Origin of the sequence: Pseudomonas triticicola, assembly GCF_019145375.1 — a bacterium.
Taxonomy (GTDB): Bacteria; Pseudomonadota; Gammaproteobacteria; order Pseudomonadales; family Pseudomonadaceae; genus Aquipseudomonas; species Aquipseudomonas triticicola.
The window spans coordinates 1,795,033-1,817,122 of sequence record NZ_JAHSTX010000001.1; the positions used below are offsets into that span (position 1 = coordinate 1,795,033).

The following is a 22,090-nucleotide window of genomic DNA, read 5'->3' on the forward strand; positions in this document are numbered from 1 at the left end:
ATCATGTTCGGGAAACTTTCATGGGACGCGGTTCCATTGCACGAGCCGATTGTCATGTACACCCTGGCTATCGTCGGCCTGATGGGTTTTGCCCTGGTCGGTACCGTCACCTGGAAGCGCAAGTGGGGCTACCTGTGGCGCGAGTGGTTCACTTCGGTGGATCACAAGAAAATCGGCTGCATGTACATCATCGTCGCGCTGGTCATGCTGCTGCGCGGTTTCTCCGACGCGATCATGATGCGTACCCAACAGGCGATGGCATCCAGTGGCGGGCCGGGTTATCTGCCGCCGGAACACTACGACCAAATCTTCACTGCCCACGGCGTGATCATGATTTTCTTCATGGCCATGCCGTTCGTGGTCGGCCTGATGAACATCGTCGTGCCTCTGCAGATCGGCGCCCGCGACGTCGCCTACCCGTTCCTCAACGCGCTGAGTTTCTGGCTGTTCGTGGTTGGCGCGGCACTGGTGAACATCTCGCTGGGCGTTGGTGAGTTTGCCCGCACCGGTTGGGTCGCTTACCCGCCCCTGTCCGAGCTTGGCTACAGCCCCGGGGTCGGGGTGGATTACTACATCTGGTCATTACAGATATCCGGCATAGGGACGCTGTTAACCGGGGTTAACTTCTTCGTGACCATCCTCAAGATGCGCACCGAAGGCATGACCCTCTTCAAGATGCCGGTGTTCACCTGGAACGCACTGTGCACCTCGATCCTGATTCTCGCTGCGTTCCCGATCCTTACCGCCACCCTGTTGATGCTGACCCTCGATCGTTATCTGGGCATGCACTTCTTCACCAACGAGGCCGGCGGCAACCCGATGATGTACGTCAACCTCATCTGGGCGTGGGGCCATCCGGAGGTGTACATCCTGATCCTGCCGGCGTTCGGGATCTTCTCGGAGATCGCCGCGACCTTCAGCAGCAAGCGCCTGTTCGGCTATGTCTCGCTGGTGTGGGCGACGATTGCGATCACGATCCTGTCGTTCATCGTCTGGCTGCACCACTTCTTCACCATGGGCGCGGGGGCCAACGTCAACGCGTTCTTCGGCATCATGACGATGATCATTGCAGTGCCGACCGGGGTGAAGATCTTCACCTGGCTGTTCACCATGTATCGCGGCCGCGTGCGCTTCGAAACGCCGATGCTGTGGACGCTGGGCTTTATCGTCACGTTCAGTATCGGCGGCATGACCGGCGTGCTGCTGGCGGTGCCCGGGGCCGACTTCCTGCTGCACAACAGCCTGTTCCTGATCGCGCACTTCCATAACGTGATCATCGGTGGCGCGGTGTTCGGCTACATGGCCGGGCTGACCTACTGGTTCCCCAAGGCGTTCGGCTTCCGCCTCAACGACCGCCTTGGGCGCATCGCGTTCTGGTGCTGGCTGGTCGGTTTCTACTTCGCGTTCATGCCGTCTTACGTGCTGGGTTTCATGGGCATGACCCGGCGCCTGAACCATTTCGACAACCCGGCCTGGCAACCGTGGCTGCTGCTGGAACTGTTTGGCGTCGGCATTATTCTCTGCGGTGTGTCCGCGCAGGCGTTGCAGCTCTACGTGAGTATCCGCAACCGCGCGAAACTGCGCGACCTCACCGGCGACCCGTGGGACGGCCGTACGCTGGAATGGGCCACGGCCTCGCCGCCACCGTTCTATAACTTCGCCGAGCAACCGAAAGTCAACGACCTCGACGCCTATTGGGGCATGAAGGAGCGCGGCGTCAGCACCCTCAGCCACACCGACTACCGCGCCATCCATATGCCGCGCAACACCTCCGCCGGCCTGGTGATCAGTGTCTTCGCGCTGATCTGCAGCTTCGCCCTGGTGTGGCATATCTGGTGGCTGGCGATCTTCGGCCTGGTCGCTTCGGTGGTGGCAATGATCGTGCGCAGCTATGACGAAGACATCGACTATTTCGTCCCGGCGCAGGAAGTGGCGCGGATTGAAAAAGCGCGTCTCAAAGACTTGGCGGAGGCTTGAACATGTCCAATATCGTTCTGGATAAAGACATCGCGCACAGCCATGAGCATGGCCATGAAGACGCGGGCTCGATGCGCATTTTCGGTTTCTGGATCTACCTGATGACCGACTGCATCCTGTTTGCGACGCTGTTCGCAGGCTATGCGGTACTGCGTGACAGCGTGGCTGGCGGGCCCTCGACCGTCGACATTTTCGAACTGCCCTACGTCCTTGCCGAAACCGCGTTGCTGCTGCTCAGCAGCATCACTTACGGCTACGCGATGCTGGCGATGAACCGCAATGACAAAGCCCATGTGCTGCGCTGGCTCGGCGTCACCTTCGTGCTGGGTTGCGGCTTCATCGCCATGGAAATCAATGAATTCCATCATCTGATCGCAGAAGGCTACGGGCCGGATCGCAGCGGTTTCCTCACCGCGTTCTTCACTCTCGTCGGCACCCACGGCGCGCACGTGCTCAGTGGTCTGGTGTGGATGGCGGTGTTGATGCTGCAAGTGCGCAGCCGGGGCCTGACCAATACCAACACCACGCGCCTGAGTTGCCTGAGTCTGTTCTGGCACTTTCTCGATGTGGTGTGGATCTGCGTATTTACCGTGGTTTATCTGCTGGGGGTGGTGTGACATGTATAACCAGAGCCCGATTCATAGCAGTGCCGGCACCAGCCATGGCACCAGTCGTTCATACATGGTCGGTTTCATCATTTCGGTGATTCTGACGGTGATTCCCTTTGGCCTGGTCATGTACCCGACGTTGCCACGCAGCGTCACCGCGTGGGTGGTGGTCGCACTTGGCGTAGTGCAGGTCTTCGCCCACCTGAAATATTTCCTGCATCTGGACACCGCCAAGGAGCAACGCTGGAACCTCAGAGCGCTGATCTTCTCGGTGGTGATCATTCTTCTGCTGGTTGGGCTTTCGCTATGGATCATGGACAGCATTCACCACAACATGCTGGCGCACTGAAGCAATGGCGGCTGTCGCTGAATGTCGGGCTGGAACTGACCAAGCCCGGCATCATCGTCGGCAATCTGGCTTCGGTGTTCGGCGGCTATCTGCTTGCCGCCGGTGGCCGCCCGGTGTCCCTGGCGCATTTATTGGCCGCCCTGCTCGGCACCGCGCTGGTCATCGCTTGCGGTTGCGTGATCAACAACTGCGTCGACCGCGATATCGACCGGCGCATGGTGCGCACCTGTCATCGGGCGCTGGCCGTTCGCGCTGTGTCGTTGCCCAGTGCGTTTTGCTACGCGACGGTGCTGGGTGTGATCGGCTTCGGTTTGCTGTGGCTCGGCACCACAGCACTGGCCTGCGCCATGGCGGCAGTCGGTCTGATCGTTTATGCGGGCGTTTATACCTGCCTGATGAAACGCCGTTCGCACTGGGGCACGCTGGTCGGCAGCCTGTCCGGGGCCATGCCGCCGGTGGTCGGTTATTGCGCCGTGACCGGCAGCTTCGATGCCACGGCGCTGATGCTCATCGTGGTGTTTTGCTGCTGGCAGATGCCCCACTCCCACGCGATCACCGTCATGCGCCATGAAGACTTTCGTGCCGCCGGATTGCCAACCTTGACGCTCAGACAGGCACGACGCGAGATCAACCTGTACATGGTCGCGTTCCTGATCAGCGCGGCGATATTGGGCTGGGTTGCGGCTATCAATGTTTCTTATCCGCTGGTGGTACTTGGCCTGGGCGGCTACTGGTTTTATCTGACGTTGCGACCGGTGCGAACCACCAATGCGAAAGTCTGGGCGCGGCGCATTTTCAGCGTATCGATCCTGCTGATCCTGGCGCTGAATCTTTCCCTCGCGTTGAACGCCGTACTGCCCTCGCCCTCTGCGCTCTACCACTCATCGGGCGTGGGGGAAAATCATCAAACGCAGGTGCGGGGCGGGTTATCAGAATCGGTAACGACTGCCTTTACAGACCACCTGGAGGAAACCCATGGCTAACGATCCTTCAACAATTGATTGCGCCTGCCCGGGCTGCACCTGCAAATGCAGCGGCGAGCAAACCTTCGAGCGTGACGGCAAGCAGTTTTGCAGTCAGGCCTGCGCGGATCTTCACCCGAAGGGCCAACCGTGCCCTTCCTCGGCCTGCCATTGCGAGCAGAACCTTGGGGCCGATGAGCGCAATGTCAGTGACTCGAAACTGGATCAGGCGGTCGAGGAAACCTTTCCCGCCAGCGATCCGATTTCCCCGTGAGTCTTGACCGGCGCAGCCTCAATCTGGTCGCGGCAGCCTTCGCGCTGACGGCTTTGTCCTATGGCCTCGCGCGCTTCGCCTATGGACTGCTGCTGCCACAGATCCGTCAGGATCTGGCGCTCAGCGTGACCGCTGCCGGATGGATCGGAGGCAGCGCTTTTGCCGCTTACTGTGTGGGCATCATTGCGACGTTTATCTGCAACGGCAAGGTTAGTCCGCGCGGGTTAGTGGTAATGGCCGGTGCAGCGGCGACGCTGGGCATGGGACTGGTGGTTGTCGCTTCGTCGGGGCTGACGTTGGGCTGCGGTGTGGCGCTGGCGGGATTGAGCACGGGCCTGACTTCGCCGCCATTGGCCAGTGCGGTGGCAGCGCGTCTTGATGATGCGGATCGCCCACGGGCCAATGGTTTTATCAATGCCGGGACAGCGGCGGGCATCGTTTTTTCCGGTTTGGCGGCGATATTGGCGGCCGGGCAATGGCGCCAGCTGTATGCCCTGTTTGCTTTGATCGGCATCGGCGTCACGATCTGGCTCTGGTTTGCGGTACCGCGCCGGGTCGAGCGTGACGTCGCGCAGAACTTCTCGCTGGCAATGCTGCGTCGACCCGGCGTACTGCCTTTGTGCGCCAGCGCTTTCCTGATGGGGTTGGCGAGCACGGCGATCTGGACATTCGGTGCCGATATCCTGCGCAGCGAGGCCGGATTCTCAGATCAGTCGATAGCATGGGCGTGGATAGTCCTGGGTGCGGCGGGAATCAGCGGATGCATGACGGGCGTGTTCACCGGCCGATTCGGTGTCGTGCGTATTCAGCATCTGGCACTGGCTGGGATCGCCCTCGGGACATTGGGCCTGTCGGCCGCCTCGATATCAGCCGGGTCTGGCCTCGTCGCAATGTGCCTGTTTGGCGCGGCCTATATCGTTTCTTCAGGCGTTTATCTGCTGCAAGGCATCCGCCTGTTTCCGGATCGTCCGGACTTGGGGCTGGGCATACCGTTTCTGCTCCTGGCACTCGGCCAAACCGCCGGCACGCCGATTTTCGGCGCAGTGCTGGAGGCAACGGGCGTGACCTTTGCCCTGTGTGTTTTCGCGGCGGCCGCTTGCGCCGCCATGGTGCTGTGCCCAAGAGATGGTGAAAGTCCGCGCGGACAGATGTGCCAATCCACCGAAGGCTTGGGTCGCTAATGATTTTTATCGTCAGGAGTACAAACCATGGCCGTAAACATCAGCAATCTCACCCTGTCCACCCCGGTGGCCGTTTCGGCAACCAATCCGGTCGCACTTGAGCTCAACGGCGCCGAGGCCATTGCGCAGTTCCCCAGCATCGTCACGGTGTTGCCGGATGGATCGCTGCAACTGTCCGCGCCGACCAAAGGCGCTTCGAGCAAAAGCACCCACCGCACGCGCTGTGAATGGAAAGAATCCTTCTATTGGCCGCTGGCCAGTGCCGCTGACCACCTCAACTATCAGGAAATGACCGTGACCAAGGTCAACTCTGCGCAGAAAGTCGTTATCTCGCAGATGCATGTGAAAAACGACGACAGCCCGGCCATCAAGGTGTTCTGGCAGAAAGGCAACATCACCATGGGCTTCCGCCAGAGCTTCAACCAGCCCACCCCGGTCAACACCACGGTGCTCAAGGGCGTACCGTTGGGGGCGAAGTTCAAGATCACCATTCGCGCCAACTCTGCCGGCGTGGCTCGAGTCACTGTCGACTACAACGGCGTGGTCGGCACATCAGGTGACTTGCAGCTCGACTCAACCTGGAATTCGCAGGTATTCAATTTCCACGGCGGGGTCTACAACCAGATCGACTACACCGACGCCACGCCGCCGGAGGATGGCTCGATCTGCATCATCAGTGATCTGTTGATTTCGCATACTTAGGCGCTGAAACGAGCAAGGGCCTGCGTCAGCTTTCGCTGGCAGGCCCTTGTGCAGGTCCAGACGCCAACTACGACGCGTCGATCCAGATGGTTTTCAGTTCAGTGTATTGGTCGTGCGCCCAGATCGACTTGTCACGTCCACCGAATCCCGATTCCTTGTAACCGCCGAACGGCGTCGAGGCATCGCCTTCGCCGAAGCAGTTGACCGTGACGATCCCCGCGCGAATGCCGCGTGACAACTTCAGCGCGTTGCGCAGGTTGCCGGTGTAGGCCGAAGCGGCCAGGCCATAGGCGGTGTCGTTGGCCAGAGCGATGGCTTCATCGACTGTCTGGAAGGTCGTGACGCTCAGCACCGGGCCAAAGATTTCCTCCTGGAACAGGCGACTATTGCGGCTGACCCCATCGACGATGGTCGGCTCGACGAAGATATCGTTGCGGGTCTGACCGCCCACCAACACACTCAGGTTTTCATCTCGAGCGAGATCAAGATACGAACGCACCTTGTCGAAATGTGCCTTGCTGATCATCGAGCCCAAACGGTTCTCCGGGTCCAGCGGGTCACCCATTTTCCAGTCGCCGAGGTGCGCCTGAACGCGCTGCAAGAGTTCGTCCTTGATGTCGGCGTGGACGATCAGGCGCGATGAGGCCGAGCAGTTCTCGCCCATGTTCCAGAACGCGCCATTGACCACATGCTGCGCGACCACATCGATGTCTTCGACATCGTTCATGACCACCGCCGGGTTCTTGCCGCCGCACTCGAGCACGATGCGTTTCAGGTTGGATTCGCTGGAGTATTTGAGGAACAGCCGGCCGGTGTCGGTCGAGCCGGTGAAGCTGACCATTGCCACATCGGGATGACGCCCCAGCGGCTCGCCCGCCTCCTTGCCGCCGCCGGGCACGACATTGAACACACCGGCAGGAATACCCGCCTGATGCGCCAGTTCGGCGACACGCAAGGTGCTCAGCGTGGTTTCCTTGGCCGGTTTGACCACGATCGAACAGCCTGCGGCCAGTGACGGGCCGATCTTCCAGGCGAGCATCAGCAGCGGGAAATTCCATGGCAACACCAGCCCGACCACGCCGATCGGCTCGCGCACGACCATGGTCACCGCGCCGGAACCGACCGGCGCCGTGGCGTCGTAAATCTTGTCGATCAGCTCGGCGTGCCAGCGCAGGGTATGGATGGTTTCCGGCACGTCGATGGTCTGGCACTCACGAATTGGCTTGCCACTGTCCAGGCTTTCCAGCACCGCCAGTTCATGAGCGTTGTCTTCCAGCAATTGGGCAAAGCGCAGCAACACCGACTTGCGCGCCGACGGTGCGAGTGACTGCCAGCGGCCGTCATCAAACGCTGCTTTCGCTGCTGCAACGGCCTGATCGATATCGTCGGCATCACACGCGGTAATCTCGGTCAGCACCTGCTCGGTGGCCGGATTGGTCGTGGTGAACGTCTTGCCGGACTTTGCCGGGCAAAAACGCCCATTGATAAAAGCCTGATGGCGAAATTCCAGCTGCCCCGCCAGTTCACGGTATTGCTCTTTACTCAGCAGATCTGCCATTTCAAGCCTCCTCGACAATGCGCGCGACGTTCTTCTGCAGGGTTTCGATGACGTTTTTCAGTTGCTCTTTCTCGGCGGGCTCCAGCGCTTGCAATGGTGCGCGTACACCGCCGGCACGCAGGCCGCTGAGTTCGCTGCCATGCTTGATCGACTGCACGAACTTGCCGCTCTCGAGGACGTCCATCAGCGGCAACATCGCCGACATGATCCGCCGGCCCTTGTCGAAGTTCTTCTCCAGTACGCAGGCTTCGTACAGCGCAATGTGTTCACGCGGGATGAAGTTGGAACCAGCGCAGACCCAGCTGCGTGCGCCCCAGGCAAAGAACTCCAGCGCCTGATCATCCCAGCCGCAGGACAACTGGATCTGCGGGTGCGAGTGAGCCAGACGATGCAGCCGGGCGGTCTCGCCCGAACTTTCCTTGATCGCGGCGATGTTCTTGCAATCGGCAATGGCAGCGAAGAATTCATCGCCCATCGCTACGCCCATCCGCGACGGATAGTTGTAAAGCATGATCGGCAGACCGGCGGCCTTGTCCACAGCGAGCACGTGGGCGGCGATCTCTTTCTGCGTCGGCAAGGCATACGGCGGCGAGCCGACCAGAATCGCGTCTGCTTGCAGTGCCTTGGCCTTCTCGGCGAAGTACACCGAATCTTCGGTACGAATGCCGCCAGTGCCAACCACCAGTGGCAAGCGCCCGCGAATGACCTCTTTCGCGCGCTGGGCCACGGCGACCCGCTCCTCTGCGGTGTGCGCGTAATACTCGCCGGTCGAACCGCCGATCACGATGCCGTGCACCCCGGACTCGATCAGGTATTCGATTACTTCGGAGAACGCCGCATAGTCGATCTGGCCATCGGCGGACAACGGGGTAATGGCCGGGGTAAAGATTCCATCAAAGTTCATCGGGTTTTCTCCAGGGTTCAATATTCAGGATTTCGGGCTTCAGGTAATTCAGCTTTCTCTGCCGGCGCGGTACTGCCCCCACTTGAGGTTCATGTTCACCCCCAGCGATAGGAACGGTTCTGGCGGGTTGCTGTTGGGACCGGGGGTTTGCAGGAGGAAATCGATCAGCCCGTCGCGTTGCCCGGCCAGCCAGTCGGCCAGCAACTTGCCAGTGACAGTGCCGCGAGTGACACCGAGGCCGTTGCAGCCCAGCGCGCCGTAGACGTTGGGCGCCAGCTCACCGAAAAAGCCGTTGTGATTGCGCGACATCGCCAGCGCGCCGCCCCAGGTGTAGTCGAACGTGACGTTGGGCAGCATCGGGAAACGCTGGTCGAACGACGCCTTGTGCCGGCGCACGAAACGCTCGTTGTATTTGCGGTTGCTGCGACCATCGGGGTTAAAGGTGAAGCTGTTGCGGATCAGCAAGCGGTTGTCTGGCGTGCGGCGCACCGTGGTGCCGAACGGATCAGCGGGAATGGCGCCCCAGAACGGTTTGCCACCGAGGCGCGCCTGCTCTTCATCGGTCAGCGGCCGGGTGATGCTGGCGTAGGTGTAGATCGGCAACATGCGCCCTTGGAGGAAACCGAAACGCATGCCGAAGGAATTGTTCGCCAGAATCAGTTTGTCGGCCGTGATGCTGCCGTGGGCATGTTTAAGAACCGTCTTGGCGCCGTACTCGACTTCGAGAATCGGCGTGCGCTCATACAGCGTGACGTTGGCAGGCAGATTGTCGGCCAGGCCTTTGACCAGCCCGGATGGCTGCAGCAACACCGCGCCCGGCGTGAACAATGCCTTGCGGTAGAAATGCGTGCCCAGATGTTCAGGCAACTCATCGGCGTCGATCATTTGAAACGGCTGATCGAGTTTCTCCAGACCGCGACGATAGGCATCGAGCACGGCGATACCGCGATTCTCCACGGCAGCCTGATATTTGCCGCACGCCTTCATCTGACAGTCGATGCGGTACTGATCGACCAGATCACGCAGGATCGACTGACCGGCCAGATTGAGTTTCAGACTGGTGCGCGCCAGTGCAATGTCACCGATGTAATCGTCGGCGCCGATATCGTGCGGCAGGTCAATCGCGAAACCGGCATTGCGCCCCGAAGGCCCTAATCCAACCTCCTGTGCTTCGACCAGTACTACTTCGTCATCGGGAAAATTCAACGCCAGTTGCCGCGCACAGGCGAGTCCGGTGAAACCGGCGCCGATGATCACCCACCGCGCCGAGCGCTGCCCACGGTGCGCAGGCTCGGGGCTACGCGGTTTGCTCAGATGAAACCAGCCACAACTGTCATCATCGGCGGGTAATGAACTGACTTTCATAGTGTTGAACCGTTAATCGTTGAAGTTGCAAAACGCACGCGGCACAAAGCGAACGCACGCAGTGGCGTTGATCCGAAACTGGTAAAACCGTGACTGGCGCAAACAGTCAGTTCGCGCGGCTGATTCAGTAGCTGGCGGCTAAGGCATAGCGCCCGTTGCTGGCAGAGTCGCTGGCGTAGTGGTAATCCCTGAACGTCATCGGCGGTAAGCCGAACAGATCCTTGAAGCGCTTGTAGAAGTGCGGATAACTGACAAATCCGGTCGCCAGTGCCACGTCTGTCATCGAGCGATCACTTTGCACGATCAATTGCCGTGCGCGGGTCAGGCGCAACTCCAGGTAATAGCGATTGGGCGCAGCGTTCAGATAGCGCGCGAACCGGCGTTCCAATTGTCGGCGCGACACTCCGACGTGACTGGCGATGGCATCGATTTCCATCGGTTCCTCGATGTTGTTTTCCATCAGGTCGATGGCGATGTTCAGCGGCTTGGGAATCGCTGCAGGCCGAACACCGTCGGCAGCTCCCGCAGGTTTGCCATGTGCCGGCTGATGGACCCGTTTGATTTCATCGAGCAGCGCCGCATCGTTGTGCGAACCCAGTTCTTGCATGATCGCCAGGGTCATATCCAGTGCCGCATGAGCGTTGGCACAAGTGGCTCGGCGCTGAGCGACGATGAATTCACGGCTGGAGGCTTTCAACTGCGGGAAGTATTCGCTGAGCAAACCGCAGCTGTCGCGGTGACAGGCGAATTCCTCAGCGCCGAGCAAACCTGCATCAGCCAGATGGAACGCCGCATTCCAGCAGCCGGCAACGATGCCCTTGCCAGCGGTTTTCTTCAGCACCCGGCGCAACAGCGGTTGCGGCGCCAGGCGGACGCGCTGACCGCCCATCACAATCAGCGCGTCATGGTTGAAGCCCTCTGCGACCAGTCGTTGCGAATCGACAGGCACGCCAATATCGCTTTCGACACGTCCGCCCTTGAGCGACCAGATCGAGACGGTGTACAGCGTTTCGCCGTTGATGAGGTTGCCGGTAGCCAGCGCGTCCATTGCCGTGGACAGGGTCGTCAGGGAGAAATGCTCGAGCAGCACGAAGGCCACTCGCACCACCCGGGCCTGTCCGGCCACCGACGCGGACTGGCGAAAGCCGATGTTCTGCTGCTTCAACGGACTCTGAAAGGTTTCCATCTTCGCCTCACTCACTTGCCGTTCACTGACACCTGCGACCGCAACGTTGGCGACGGGCTGAGCCGTCGCCAAGTGCACTCGAACCGATTACTTCGCCGCCGCGCGTGCGTCGCTCAACCAACCGTCATAAGCCTGCTGATTGGCCTTGATCCATTCAGCGGCGTGACGCTTGATGTCGGCGAGGGATTTTTCACCCTTTTGCATGCGCAGGTTCTGTTCGCTTTCCGCGCTGGTCGGAATGCTGACCTCGGAGAGGAATTTGCGCGCCACCGGGTTCTTCTCGGCGAATTCCTTGTTCATCACGGCATTGACTGTGTCTACCGGGAAACCAAGGTTCTTGCCGTCATGGAAGGTGTCTTTGCTTTCCTTGCCATCTGGCAGCGAGGTGAACGGCACTGGCAACCAGACCACATCGCGTCCTTCCACCAGCACGCCGGCAATCCACTGCGGTACCCAAGTGAAGAACAGCACTGGTTTACCCTGTTGAAAGCGCGTGATGGTGTCGGCCATCAAGGCGAAATACGAGCCGCGGTTATCCACCACGGTCGGACCGAGACCATAGGCCTTCATGTGATGTTCGATCATGATTTCGCAGCCCCAGCCCGGGTTGCAGCCGGTCAGGTCGGCCTTGCCATCGCCGTTGCTGTCGAACAGTTTGGCGATCTCTGGCTTTTTCAGATCGGACAGGTCCTTGATCTGGTAAGCCTCGGCGGTTTTCTTGTCGATCATGTAGCCTTGCAGCACGCCTTTCATGACCTGCCCGACCTTGACCATCACGTCGTCGCCACCGGCCTTTTCATAAAACGCCTGGTGCAGCATTTCCCATTCATGCACGGTGAAATCCGCATCGCCGTAGGACAGCGCGAGAAACATCGCCGGGTAGTCGACCTCTTTTGGCGCTTTCACGTCGTAGCCCAATTCCTTGAGACCGGCGATCACCACTTCACCGCGAAAACGCTCTTCGGCGATGCTCGGGAAAATCGGCGTGATCGACACACCGGCGCCCGGTTTGTTGGCATCGGCTGCGTAGACTGTCGAGCACAACAGAGTGCCGAACAACGAAGCCATCAGGCCTTTCTTGAAAGTTGTCAGTTTCATGTTTCACCACGCTTGAAAGTGTTTATGGGTGAGCAGGCAAATTCAGTTGGTCACGGGACGTGCAACGGTTTTCTTTTTTTTCAGTTTCATCAGCAGCCCTACCGGGCCGGTGTCATACCAGCGCTGACCGGTAGCCAGATCGCTGCTGCGTTCGCCCATGGCCTGGGTCAATCGGTCGAGAAACACCGCCAGCAACACCAGACCGGCGCCGCCGACACTGGCCAGGCCCATGTCGAGGCGGCCGATGCCGCTCAACACCATCAGACCGAGACCACCCACCGAGATCATCGAGGCAACCACTACCATCGACAGCGACAACATCAAGGTCTGATTGAGCCCGGCCATCATCGTTGGCGCTGCCAGCGGCAATTGCACCTTCAGCAGCATCTGCGTGGCCGTGCAGCCGAACGCCCGCGCCGCCTCGACCTTGTCGGCGGGCACCTGACGGATGCCGAGGTTGGTCAGCCGCACCAGCGGCGCGACGGAAAAGATGATGGTGACGATCACCCCGGGTACGTTGCCGATGCCGAAGAGCATGACGACCGGCACCAGATAGACAAACGCTGGCAGCGTCTGCATGGCGTCCAGCACCGGGCGGATGATCATTTCCGTGCGGTCACTGCGCGCACAGAAGATGCCCAGCGGGATGCCGATGACCGCGCAGAACAATAGCGACGTCAGCACCAGAGCCAGGGTGACCATCGCGTCGTTCCACACGCCGATCAGGCCGAGGCCGGTGAGCGTGGCGACACTGAAAATGGCGATGCGTCTACCGCCGATCTGCCAACTGATCAGACCGGCAATGATGATGAAGACGGTGGGAGGTACCGACAGCAGGCTCCACTGCACGCCATCCAGGACCTGGTCGACCGGCCAGCGAATCGAGCGGAACACTTCACGGAAGTTGCTGACCAGATATTTGAGCGCGGTTTCGACCCACGAACCCAAAGGAATGTTGATGCTCTGGAAAGGATCCAGGATATTGAAATCTGACATGGTGCTACCTCGCCCGCAGAAACTGCTTTATCAATTCTGACTGTTCGGAGTTCAGCTGTTACTTAGGCAGCTCAGTAAGTGTCCTTGGGAAATCGAACCTTTATAAAGTCCAACTTCATCGACCACCGGCATTGGAGTTGCCGACGCGGCAACAATATGAAAGATGTCTCGTAATGAGGCCTCAGCCTTGATCGTTACTTGACTGCCCGGCAGATAAACAACATTCGAATCCTGCTGGGCGATATCCCCGGCCTTCAATATTCGACTGGTGTCGAAACCATTGAAGAAGTCGCGCACATATTTATTCACCGGGTTGCACAGCAGTTCACGCGGCGTGCCGATCTGAACCACGCGCCCGCCTTCCATGATCGCGATGCGATGGCCGATGCGTACCGCTTCTTCAATGTCGTGGGAGATGAAAATGATCGTGCGATCCTGCTCGGCCTGAAGTTTGATCAGCTCGCCTTGCATCTCGCTGCGGATCATCGGGTCGAGTGCGGAGAAAGCTTCGTCCATCAGCAGAATGGCGGGGTCGTTGGCCAGGGCGCGGGCAAGCCCAACGCGCTGCTGCATGCCGCCGGAGAGTTGATGCGGGAAGCTGAATTCCTGGCCGGAAAGTCCGACCTGCTCGAGGGCGCCCATGGCGCGGCAGTAGCGTTCTTTCTCGCTGACACCGCTGATTTCCAGACCGAAGCTGACGTTGTCGATGACGCTCATGTGCGGCATCAGGGCGAACGACTGGAAGACCATGCCCATGTCCTTGCGCCGCACTTGCAACAGATCCTTGTCGCCCAGACCGGTGATTTCCTTGCCGTTGAGAAAGATCTTGCCGGAGGTCGGTTCGATCAACCGGTTGAACAAGCGGACCATGGTCGATTTGCCGGAGCCGGACAAACCCATGATCACAAAGATTTCGCCTCGGCGAACGGAAAAGTTGGCATCGAATACACCAATCGCCTGACCGGTCTTTTTGAATACTTCAGCTTTCGAGGCGCCCTCTTCAATCATCTTCATGGCCAGCGCTGGCTGGCTGCCGAAGACTTTGAAAACATTCTTTACGCAGATGATCTCGTCGGAACTTGTCATACCATGCCTCCTTCGTGTTGCACTTCGATCGCTTTAAACAACAAGCAATCGAGCGAAACTGTTTTTGAACGGCAGCGGTAATCAATGAATGTTTTCACGACGGGTTTCCTTTTATTATTTTTGGGTGCCCAGGAAAGAGGGGATGTTGCAAATCTATTAGCATCACCGCACTTAATCCAACTACATTTACAGGGACAATTTGATAACGTCGGGTTATCGGTTGCGGGCTCGGGCATGGCTGACCGTTCGCCTTCGCACCATGAGCGACCGGGTCTATTCCCAAAGCGACGCTGGCGTGGCCCTGCGAGGAGCGTTCCGTTACCCTCCACGCGCTTCGTTGGGGAGCTGTATCGTTAGGAGAGTGTACGAATGAGCAAGCATGTCGACCCTGACACCATCCTGCTGAAAATGCCGTCCTTGAGGGCTGTGAAGGCATTTGTCGCCGCCGCCAAATACGAAAGTTTCACCCGTGCCGCCGAGGCGTTGTGCGTTTCGCAAGCGGCGATCAGCCGGCAGATCCGCGAGCTGGAAAGCTACCTGGGCGCACAACTGTTTACCCGGGTGGGTCGTGCGGTAGAACTGACCGCCGCCGGTGCGGTGTTCTTTGATGCCGCGCAACTGTCTTTCGTCAACATCGCCCAGGCCGCCGAACGCATTCGCAACAGCCAGTCGAGCAAGAAAGTACTGACCGTCTGCTGCTCCCCGGCCTTTTCCGCGCTGTGGTTATCAGATCACCTGCAGGAGTTCTTCGCTCAGTGTCCTGACATTGAACTGAACCTGATCACCACGCAGAACTTTCTGACCATGGAACCCGGCGTGCAGCCGGATATCTTCATCACCAAGATTTCGCGCATCCGCGAAGGCTATAGAAGCTATCCGCTTTGCCACGACGTGATCTACCCGGTGTGCACGCCGCAGTATCTGCAGCAGCATCCGGAAATTTCCACGATTGAAGGGGTGCGCGATTCTGCGTTGCTCAACCTCAGCCCTTACGGCCGCTCGCAAGTCGCCGAACACGTCGACTGGGGCGTGTGGCTGGCGTTTCAGGCAATCGATATCGACGACCGCCCGGCCAACAGTCCACAGATTTTCAACGCCAACGACTACAACCTGCTGATCAGCATGGTGCTGACTCATCAAGGCATCGCTCTGGGCTGGAATCACCTGGTCACGTCGCTGGTGCAGCGAGGCTTGCTGGTGCGACCGATCGAGCAGCAGGTACAGCTGCGCAACAGTTGGCACTACTTGAGCTGCCGCGAAAATTCGGACAATGAAGACGAATTGCAGCGCTTTCGTGAATGGATTCTGGGGAAGTTTCCCCGCCGTTGATCTGCTCTGCGTCAGCGTCGGTCGTTTTGGTTATCAATAGCCCGACGAAAATGTCGCTGGAGCAGCTCGCCGTCCCTGACCCATTGTTGAGCGACGCCGACCAAGCACGGTCGCGCTCAACACACAGGAAGGGCTTGTTGCATGTCACTCTTCGAATTTTCTCGCGATTTTGATTTTCTCGATGCTCCGCAGAAAACCCGCGCGATCGTACAAAACGGTCTGCTGGACATTATCGGTGTCATGGCCGGCGCGGCGAGCAACGACACCAGTGTCGCGATGCGCCGGTTTGCCGAACGGCACTATCCGGCCGGTCTCTACAGCAGTCGCCTGATTTTCTCCGGGCAACGCGTCAACGTGCTCGGCGCAGCGTGGGCCGGCGGCTTCAGCGCCGACAGCCTCGACGCCCATGAAGGCCATTTCAAATCCAAGGGCCACGCGGGGGCGACCGTGGTACCCGCCGTGCTCGCCCTCGCCGATGCACTGCATCATCAGGGCCAGTCCATTAGCGGGCATGATCTGCTGAGCGCTTTATGCATTGGTTACGAAACCGCGTTGCGCGCAGGTTCGGCATTGATGGCGACCTCACCTACGTATCACGCTTCCGGTGGCTTTTCAGCCCTGGGCGTGGTCTGCGCTGGCGCGCGATTGTTACGTCTGGATGAGACAACGTTCCGCCACGCCTTGGGCATTGCCGAATACTTCAGCGCGCGCTGCCCGATGATGCGCGTGGTGCAAGCGCCGACGATGCTGCGTGATGCTCATGGTGCGGGTGCATTCACCGGTCTGAACGCTTTGTTCATGGCCTTGGAAGGCATTACCGGCGCGCCAGCGGAAACAGTCGAAGACATCGCCGTTTCAGAGCATTGGTGCGACCTCGGTCAGCGTTGGGAAATCGACAGTCAGTACTTCAAACCCTGGCCCGTCTGCCGCTGGGCGCAACCGGCGCTGACCGCAATGCTTGAGCTGCAACGACAACATCCGTTGCTCGCTGCCGATTCGATCCAAACCATACGTGTGGAAACGTTCTATGAGTCGATGTGCCTGCAGGGACATTCACCGAAGGACGCCGATCAAGCGCAATACGCCTTGGCGTTTCCACTCGCAGCGCTGCTTGTCAGGGGCAAGGTCGGGCCAGAGGAAGTCACCGGTATGGCGATTACTGCGCCGGATATCCTGGCCCTCAGCGCCCGCATCGAAATCGTCGAAGCCGCCGATATCTCGGCCAGATTCCCCGAGGAAATCCTCTCCCGATTGAGCATTACTCTGAAGAGTGGCGAAGTACTGGTGAGCCCGATCACCGCCGCGCGCGGCGATCCGCAGACGCCTCTGAGCCTTGAAGAGCTGGAGCAAAAGTTCGATCTGTTCGCTCAGGGTCTCGGCCTTGAACGCAGTACAGCTGTGAAGATGGCAATCAGAAACATCGCTCAGGCCGACTGCGCCATCACTGCACTGCAAGCGGTTTTTCAACGGGTGCCGGCCTCGCCGTGAACCGGCCATCGATAACCGCAAATCATTAATTGCCCGCAGCAAATGTCGGTTGTGACGTTTGTTCTGTGCCGGATAGGCTGGGGCTTATCGTTCGCTTATTTAGAAAGTCACGGTTAAAGGTGACCGCTCAAGATCGAAGTCCTGGGAGGATAACAATGAACAACAAGCAAAGCGTTTATGACCTGATCGCACAACGCAAACCGTGGCATTCGCTGCCGGGCGCGCTTTATCGCAGTGAGGACGTATACCGTCAGGATCTTGAGCAGATCTGGCACAAGGACTGGATCTTCGCCGGCCACACCTTTGAAATCACCAAGCCGGGGCAATATTTCACGCTGCAGATTGGCGACTACCCGGTGGCTGTCGTTCGCGGCAAGGATGGTGAGGTTCGGGCCTTCCACAATGCGTGCCGGCACCGTGGCGCGAAAATCTGCGATGCTGACCATGGCAAAGTGGCGAAGATGGTCTGCCCGTATCACAAGTGGACTTATGAGCTGGACGGCAACCTGTTGTTCGCCGGCAACATGGGCCAGGATTTCGACAAATCGCAATACAACCTGAAAAGCGTGCACTGCGAGATCGTCGATACCTACATTTATGTCTGCGTGGCTGCCAAGGCGCCGGACTTTGAGGGTTTCCGCAAGGCTGTCAGCCCGTTCATCGCGCCGCATTTTCTTGAAGACTGCAAAGTCGCGTTCGAGTCGAACATCGTCGAGAAAGGCAATTGGAAACTGGTCTTCGAAAACAATCGCGAGTGCTACCACTGCGACGGCTCACACCCGGAACTGCTGCATTCGTTTGTCGATAACCTTTCAGTCGGTGGCGTCAGCGGCGAAGACGATCCCGAGCTATCGGCATACTGGGCCAAATGCGAAAAGGCCGGATTGCCCAGCCGCCTGGTGATGGACATCAATGGCCAGTTCCGCATGACCCGCATCCCGCTTTCATCAGGCGCCGTCAGCTACACCATGGACGGCAAGCCAGCCGTCAACGGCCGCCTCGACAAAACTTCCGAAGCGGACATCGGCGCGCTGTTGTACTTCCACTACCCGTCCACCTGGAACCACTTCCTCGGCGACCATGCGCTGAGTTTCCGCGTGCTGCCGATCAGCGCTACCGAAACACTGGTGACCACCAAATGGCTGGTGCCCAACACAGCAGTGGAAAGCGTGGATTACGACATCGAGCGCTTGACCAAAGTGTGGATTGCCACCAATGATCAGGACCGCACGCTGGTTGAAGGCACCCAACGCGGTGTGACTTCGCCGTCCTACGAGCCCGGCCCGTATTCGGAAACCGCCGAGACCGGCGTCTGTCAGTTCGATGACTGGTATTGCGCGACGATGATGGATCGGCTCAAAGGACCGATTCCGTTGAAGTCGGTTGGTTGATAGGTACTTCTGTCCATGACCGGTTGCACATCATCATTGACGATTCGGGAAAACTACGGCGAACGCGCATCCACCCGGATCATTTTCCTGATCACCGGCATTGTCATGTCGGCCTGGGCGCCGCTGGTTCCGCTGGTGAAAGCGCGCACCGGGCTGGACGAAGGTGGCCTGGGCCTGTTGTTGCTGGGCTTTGGCATCGGCTCGATCGTGGCCATGCCGTTCGCCGGATACCTGACCGCACGTTTTGGCTGCCGCCCGGTGATCATCGCCTCAACTCTGGTCCTGTGTGCGATGCTGCCGATGTTGAGCCATTTGACGTGGCTGCCCGGGCTCGCCCTCACGGTGCTGTTGTTCGGCGCCAGCATGGGCATGCTCGATTGCGCGATCAATATCCAGTCGATCATCGTCGAAAAGAATAGCGGCGAAACCCTGCAATCGGGTTTCCACGGGCTCTATAGCGTGGGCGGGATCGCCGGTGCCGGGGCGATGACGGCGATGCTCAGTCTTGGGCTCGAACCGCTGCCATCGGTGCTGTGTCTGGTGGCGATCATTCTCGCCTCGCTATATAAGGCTGCACCTAACCTCTTGCCTTACGGCACCGAGCGCGACGGCCCGATCTTCGCGGTTCCGCGCGGAATCGTCCTGTTGCTGGGTGTCCTCTGCTTCATCGTGTTCCTGACCGAAGGCGCAATGCTGGACTGGAGCGCGGTGTTTCTTGCCTCGCAACGCGATATGCCATCGAGCTACGCAGGATTGGGCTACGCCTGTTTCGCCGCAGCCATGACGCTTGGACGGCTGACCGGCGACGCGCTTGTCAGCCGACTGGGCGGCATTCGTGTAGTGACGCTCGGCGGTATCTGCGCGGCAGTCGGCATGCTGATTTCGCTGGTGTTCGATGGCTGGCCGGCGTCATTGCTGGGCTATGCGCTGGTCGGCGCCGGATGTTCGAACATCGTTCCGGTGTTGTTCAGCGCCGCAGGTCGGCAACAGCGCATGCCGCAGCGCACCGCTATTCCAGCTATCATTTCCATGGGCTATGCCGGGATTCTGATGGGGCCGGCGTTCATAGGCATGATCGCCCATTTCAGCTCGTTGACGATCGCTTTGGGTGGCGTGGTCGTGCTGTTGCTGTTTGTCAGCTGTGCCGCGAGGTTGCTCAAAGCCTGAACGCGGCCAACGCTAAAGGGCCTGCGTCCTAACGTCGCAGCCTTCAGCTATTGGCAAATCCTGAGCAGGCCGTAGAATCCCGCGCGCTCTTGCAAGCGCGCGTCTGGTCATAGACGCGCACTTGCAGGGCTGGCCATGTCGGCCGACGCCACCGCCCTGCCCGATCGGCAGACATTTGCACAACACCTGTTCCAGCCTGGCAACCGCATGCGCAAAGGCGCACGTTGCGCTGTACGATTTCCTGAGGTTTTTATGTCTCCGCGTTTGCTGGCCATGGCGCTGGCGCCCCTGCTCGGGCTGTTCATTATTGCTCTGGGCAACGGTTTTCTGTCTTCCCTGACCACCCTTCGCCTGGACGCCGCCGGCGCCTCGGCGACGATGATCGGAATTGTTTCGTCGGCCTACTTCATCGGCCTGACGCTGGGCGCGGTGTTCAACGACCGGCTGATTCTACGCATCGGCCATATACGCGCCTACGGCAGCTTCGCCTCGCTGATTGCGGTGACGATTCTGTTGCAGGGGCTGTTCTACGACACCTGGGGCTGGCTGGTCCTGCGCCTGATCAACGGCTGGGCCACGGTCGGTGTGTTTCTGGTGATCGAGAGCTGGCTGCTGCTGGCCGGTGACGAGAAGATTCGCGGGCGCTTGCTCGCGCTGTACATGATCGTCCTTTATGGCGCTGGCGTTTTGGGCCAGGCGACGCTGGGAACCATCACCGGCATGAGCGACAGCGCGCCGTTCATGGTCGCCGGCATGCTCGCTGCGTTGTCGGTGCTGCCGATCGTGATCCTGCCGCGCGTGTCGCCGCTGCTCGATCAGGTCGAGCCGCTCAAGCCCCGGCAACTGCTGGGCGTGACGCCGACCGGGCTGGTCGGCTGTTTCGGTTCGGGCGTGACCATCGCGGCGATCTACACCTTGTTGCCGCTGTATCTGCAACGCAGAGGTCTGGACGTCGGTGAAGTCGGCAGCATGATGGCCTGGACGATTCTCGGCGCGATGTTGCTGCAGTATCCGGTCGGACGCTGGTCCGACCGCACCGATCGCTTGCAGGTGCTGACCCTGCTGACGGTGGCGTGCACCGCGTTATCACTGGTGATTGTGCTGCTGCCGCTGTCTTCGACAATGCTCGCGGCGATGCTGTTTCTGCTCGGTGGCGGCGTCTTCGCGCTGTACCCGGTGGCCGTCAGCCACGCGGCCGACCGCGCCCCGGCCGAAGCGCTGGTGCCGATGATTCAGGGCTTGCTGCTGATCAACTCGCTGGGCTCGGCCATCAGCCCGATGATGATCTCGCCGGTGATGAACTCGTTCGGCGCCAACGGTCTGTTCTGGGTCTTCGCAGTGGTCAATTTGAGCATGGTCAGCTTTTTCTTCTGGCGCCGCGGCAAGCGTCCGGTGCCGGCCAACCCCGCACCGTTCACGGCGGCAGCCACCTATTCGCCGACGGGTGCGGAGTTGCGGGTCACCGAGGATTTGCGCGTCGCCGCTGAGGAGCATCCGGCGATGATGGATGCGATCAGCGGAGAATTGGTGACGCAGCCACGGTGACCGCTGATCAGCAACTGCCCGGCGGGATACCGTCCTTGTTGAAGTCCTTCAAGCGCTCGCGTTCCTCTTCAGTGGAATGCGCTGGGGTCGGTTGATCGGGTACTTCTTGCGGCACTTCAGTTTTTTCATCAGTCATGGTTCTGCCCTCGTTGTCGATGCTATTTCGGCATCGGCGAGGGCTGGCAGTTCCGGATTTTCAGCTCCACCGCAGCCATGCGCTTGAGTTGCGGCGAACATTCCCTTCGACGAACAGCGCAAGATGCCTGCCTCAAGAGCGGGCACGCTCAATCAACATCCTCTGCAACGTGTTGTCCTTGACCCAGTAATGGTGGAACAGCCCCGCCAGCGCGTGCAGGCCGATCAGCCAGTAGCCGGCACTGCCAATCCATTCGTGCCAGTACTTGAGTTGTTTGGCCAGGTCCGGATCAATAGCCACCGGCGCCGGCACATGGAAACCGAAGTACGGAAACGGTTTATCGCCCGCCGCGAGCATCAGCCACGCGAGGAGCGGTGTGACAATCATCAATCCATACAGCGCCAGGTGTGTCAGGTGCGCAATTGCGGTCTGCCACGCCGGCGGCCTGGGGATGATCGGCGGACGCGGGGTCAGGCGGCCGATCAGGCGAATCCACACCAAGGCGAAGATGCTGGCGCCAAACAGGCCATGCAGGCCCATCAGCACGCCGCGCCCCTCACTGCCCTTGGGCAGATAGCCCTTGATTTCGACGCACGCATACACCCCGACGAATAACGCCAGCATCAGCCAGTGCAGGATGATTGAGAGTTTTCCATAACGGGTTACAGCGGTGTCGCGGATCATAGGAAACGCCTCGTGATTGTTGTGGAACGACGAACTTTTCGCTGGCCTACCGTGCTCGCCCAGCCTTAAGACAGTCTGAAGATTGGCGCTGCGGTTAACGGTTT

21 protein-coding genes are annotated in these 22,090 nt (G+C 59.6%); 12 read left to right on the forward strand and 9 right to left on the reverse strand.

Annotated features, from left to right (window positions below):
• Positions 1 to 3 precede the first annotated feature (3 nt).
• The 7 genes from cyoB to KVG85_RS08045 are packed head-to-tail and all read left to right on the forward strand — an operon-like array spanning position 4 to position 6,053.
• Positions 4 to 1,977 carry a cytochrome o ubiquinol oxidase subunit I gene (gene cyoB / locus KVG85_RS08015; RefSeq protein ID WP_039760284.1) on the forward strand — a complete coding sequence of 658 codons (1,974 nt, stop codon included), beginning with the start codon at positions 4 to 6 and terminating at the stop codon, positions 1,975 to 1,977.
• A gap of 2 nt (positions 1,978 to 1,979) precedes the next feature.
• The gene (locus KVG85_RS08020) at positions 1,980 to 2,594 is read left to right on the forward strand and encodes a cytochrome o ubiquinol oxidase subunit III (RefSeq protein WP_039760281.1); all 615 of its coding nucleotides are present in this window, start codon (positions 1,980 to 1,982) and stop codon (positions 2,592 to 2,594) included.
• Between the two features lies 1 nt (position 2,595).
• Positions 2,596 to 2,934 (forward strand): cytochrome o ubiquinol oxidase subunit IV, encoded by a 339-nt coding sequence (gene cyoD, locus KVG85_RS08025; RefSeq protein WP_016774550.1) that lies wholly within the window; start codon positions 2,596 to 2,598, stop codon positions 2,932 to 2,934.
• Positions 2,892 to 3,917 (forward strand): heme o synthase, encoded by a 1,026-nt coding sequence (gene cyoE, locus KVG85_RS08030; protein WP_217863510.1) that lies wholly within the window; start codon positions 2,892 to 2,894, stop codon positions 3,915 to 3,917. Before cyoD ends, cyoE begins: the two co-directional genes overlap by 43 nt.
• Positions 3,910 to 4,170, forward strand: a complete 261-nt coding sequence (locus tag KVG85_RS08035; RefSeq protein WP_166554697.1) for a metallothionein — start codon at positions 3,910 to 3,912, stop codon at positions 4,168 to 4,170. The genes cyoE and KVG85_RS08035 overlap by 8 nt, the downstream gene beginning before the upstream one ends.
• Positions 4,167 to 5,351, forward strand: coding sequence for an MFS transporter (locus KVG85_RS08040; protein WP_217863511.1), 1,185 nt, complete (start codon positions 4,167 to 4,169; stop codon positions 5,349 to 5,351). The genes KVG85_RS08035 and KVG85_RS08040 overlap by 4 nt, the downstream gene beginning before the upstream one ends.
• 27 nt (positions 5,352 to 5,378) lie before the next feature.
• A complete protein-coding gene (locus KVG85_RS08045) occupies positions 5,379 to 6,053 on the forward strand; it encodes a polysaccharide lyase family 7 protein (RefSeq protein ID WP_217863512.1) in 675 nt (224 codons plus the stop codon).
• A 67-nt stretch (positions 6,054 to 6,120) separates the two neighbouring features.
• On the opposite strand, the gene KVG85_RS08050 is transcribed toward KVG85_RS08045, so the two are convergent.
• The 7 genes from KVG85_RS08050 to KVG85_RS08080 all read right to left on the reverse strand — a co-directional run bounded on the left by KVG85_RS08050 (position 6,121) and on the right by KVG85_RS08080 (position 14,246).
• A complete protein-coding gene (locus tag KVG85_RS08050; RefSeq protein ID WP_217863513.1) occupies positions 6,121 to 7,611 on the reverse strand; it encodes an aldehyde dehydrogenase in 1,491 nt (496 codons plus the stop codon).
• Position 7,612: 1 nt separating this feature from the next.
• Positions 7,613 to 8,515 carry a dihydrodipicolinate synthase family protein gene (locus KVG85_RS08055; protein ID WP_122610468.1) on the reverse strand — a complete coding sequence of 301 codons (903 nt, stop codon included), beginning with the start codon at positions 8,513 to 8,515 and terminating at the stop codon, positions 7,613 to 7,615.
• A 48-nt stretch (positions 8,516 to 8,563) separates the two neighbouring features.
• The gene (locus KVG85_RS08060; protein ID WP_122602013.1) at positions 8,564 to 9,880 is read right to left on the reverse strand and encodes an NAD(P)/FAD-dependent oxidoreductase; all 1,317 of its coding nucleotides are present in this window, start codon (positions 9,878 to 9,880) and stop codon (positions 8,564 to 8,566) included.
• Positions 9,881 to 10,004: 124 nt separating this feature from the next.
• Entirely contained in the window at positions 10,005 to 11,066 is a 1,062-nt protein-coding gene (locus KVG85_RS08065; RefSeq protein ID WP_217863514.1) for a GlxA family transcriptional regulator, read from the reverse strand.
• Positions 11,067 to 11,153: 87 nt separating this feature from the next.
• On the reverse strand, positions 11,154 to 12,134 hold the full coding sequence (gene proX, locus KVG85_RS08070; protein WP_437182196.1) for a glycine betaine/L-proline ABC transporter substrate-binding protein ProX: 981 nt from the start codon (positions 12,132 to 12,134) through the stop codon (positions 11,154 to 11,156).
• Between the two features lie 72 nt (positions 12,135 to 12,206).
• The gene (gene proW, locus KVG85_RS08075) at positions 12,207 to 13,160 is read right to left on the reverse strand and encodes a glycine betaine/L-proline ABC transporter permease ProW (RefSeq protein ID WP_122602016.1); all 954 of its coding nucleotides are present in this window, start codon (positions 13,158 to 13,160) and stop codon (positions 12,207 to 12,209) included.
• Between the two features lie 51 nt (positions 13,161 to 13,211).
• A complete protein-coding gene (locus tag KVG85_RS08080; protein ID WP_122602017.1) occupies positions 13,212 to 14,246 on the reverse strand; it encodes a quaternary amine ABC transporter ATP-binding protein in 1,035 nt (344 codons plus the stop codon).
• Positions 14,247 to 14,615: 369 nt separating this feature from the next.
• Here KVG85_RS08080 and KVG85_RS08085 point away from each other — a divergent pair, with 369 nt between their 5' ends.
• The 5 genes from KVG85_RS08085 (at position 14,616) to KVG85_RS08105 (ending at position 21,166) form a co-directional block, all read left to right on the forward strand.
• Positions 14,616 to 15,575, forward strand: a complete 960-nt coding sequence (locus tag KVG85_RS08085; RefSeq protein ID WP_217863516.1) for a LysR family transcriptional regulator — start codon at positions 14,616 to 14,618, stop codon at positions 15,573 to 15,575.
• A gap of 141 nt (positions 15,576 to 15,716) precedes the next feature.
• Positions 15,717 to 17,063, forward strand: coding sequence for an MmgE/PrpD family protein (locus tag KVG85_RS08090; protein WP_217863517.1), 1,347 nt, complete (start codon positions 15,717 to 15,719; stop codon positions 17,061 to 17,063).
• A gap of 155 nt (positions 17,064 to 17,218) precedes the next feature.
• The gene (locus KVG85_RS08095; protein WP_217863518.1) at positions 17,219 to 18,454 is read left to right on the forward strand and encodes an aromatic ring-hydroxylating oxygenase subunit alpha; all 1,236 of its coding nucleotides are present in this window, start codon (positions 17,219 to 17,221) and stop codon (positions 18,452 to 18,454) included.
• A gap of 15 nt (positions 18,455 to 18,469) precedes the next feature.
• Positions 18,470 to 19,621, forward strand: coding sequence for an MFS transporter (locus tag KVG85_RS08100; RefSeq protein ID WP_217863519.1), 1,152 nt, complete (start codon positions 18,470 to 18,472; stop codon positions 19,619 to 19,621).
• Between the two features lie 252 nt (positions 19,622 to 19,873).
• Positions 19,874 to 21,166, forward strand: a complete 1,293-nt coding sequence (locus KVG85_RS08105; RefSeq protein ID WP_024012798.1) for an MFS transporter — start codon at positions 19,874 to 19,876, stop codon at positions 21,164 to 21,166.
• Positions 21,167 to 21,173: 7 nt separating this feature from the next.
• Here KVG85_RS08105 and KVG85_RS26045 read toward each other — a convergent pair whose 3' ends face one another.
• Both KVG85_RS26045 and KVG85_RS08110 read right to left on the reverse strand, forming a co-directional pair.
• Positions 21,174 to 21,302 (reverse strand): hypothetical protein, encoded by a 129-nt coding sequence (locus tag KVG85_RS26045; protein ID WP_263471612.1) that lies wholly within the window; start codon positions 21,300 to 21,302, stop codon positions 21,174 to 21,176.
• A 132-nt stretch (positions 21,303 to 21,434) separates the two neighbouring features.
• The gene (locus KVG85_RS08110) at positions 21,435 to 21,986 is read right to left on the reverse strand and encodes a cytochrome b (protein ID WP_217863520.1); all 552 of its coding nucleotides are present in this window, start codon (positions 21,984 to 21,986) and stop codon (positions 21,435 to 21,437) included.
• Positions 21,987 to 22,090 lie beyond the last annotated feature (104 nt).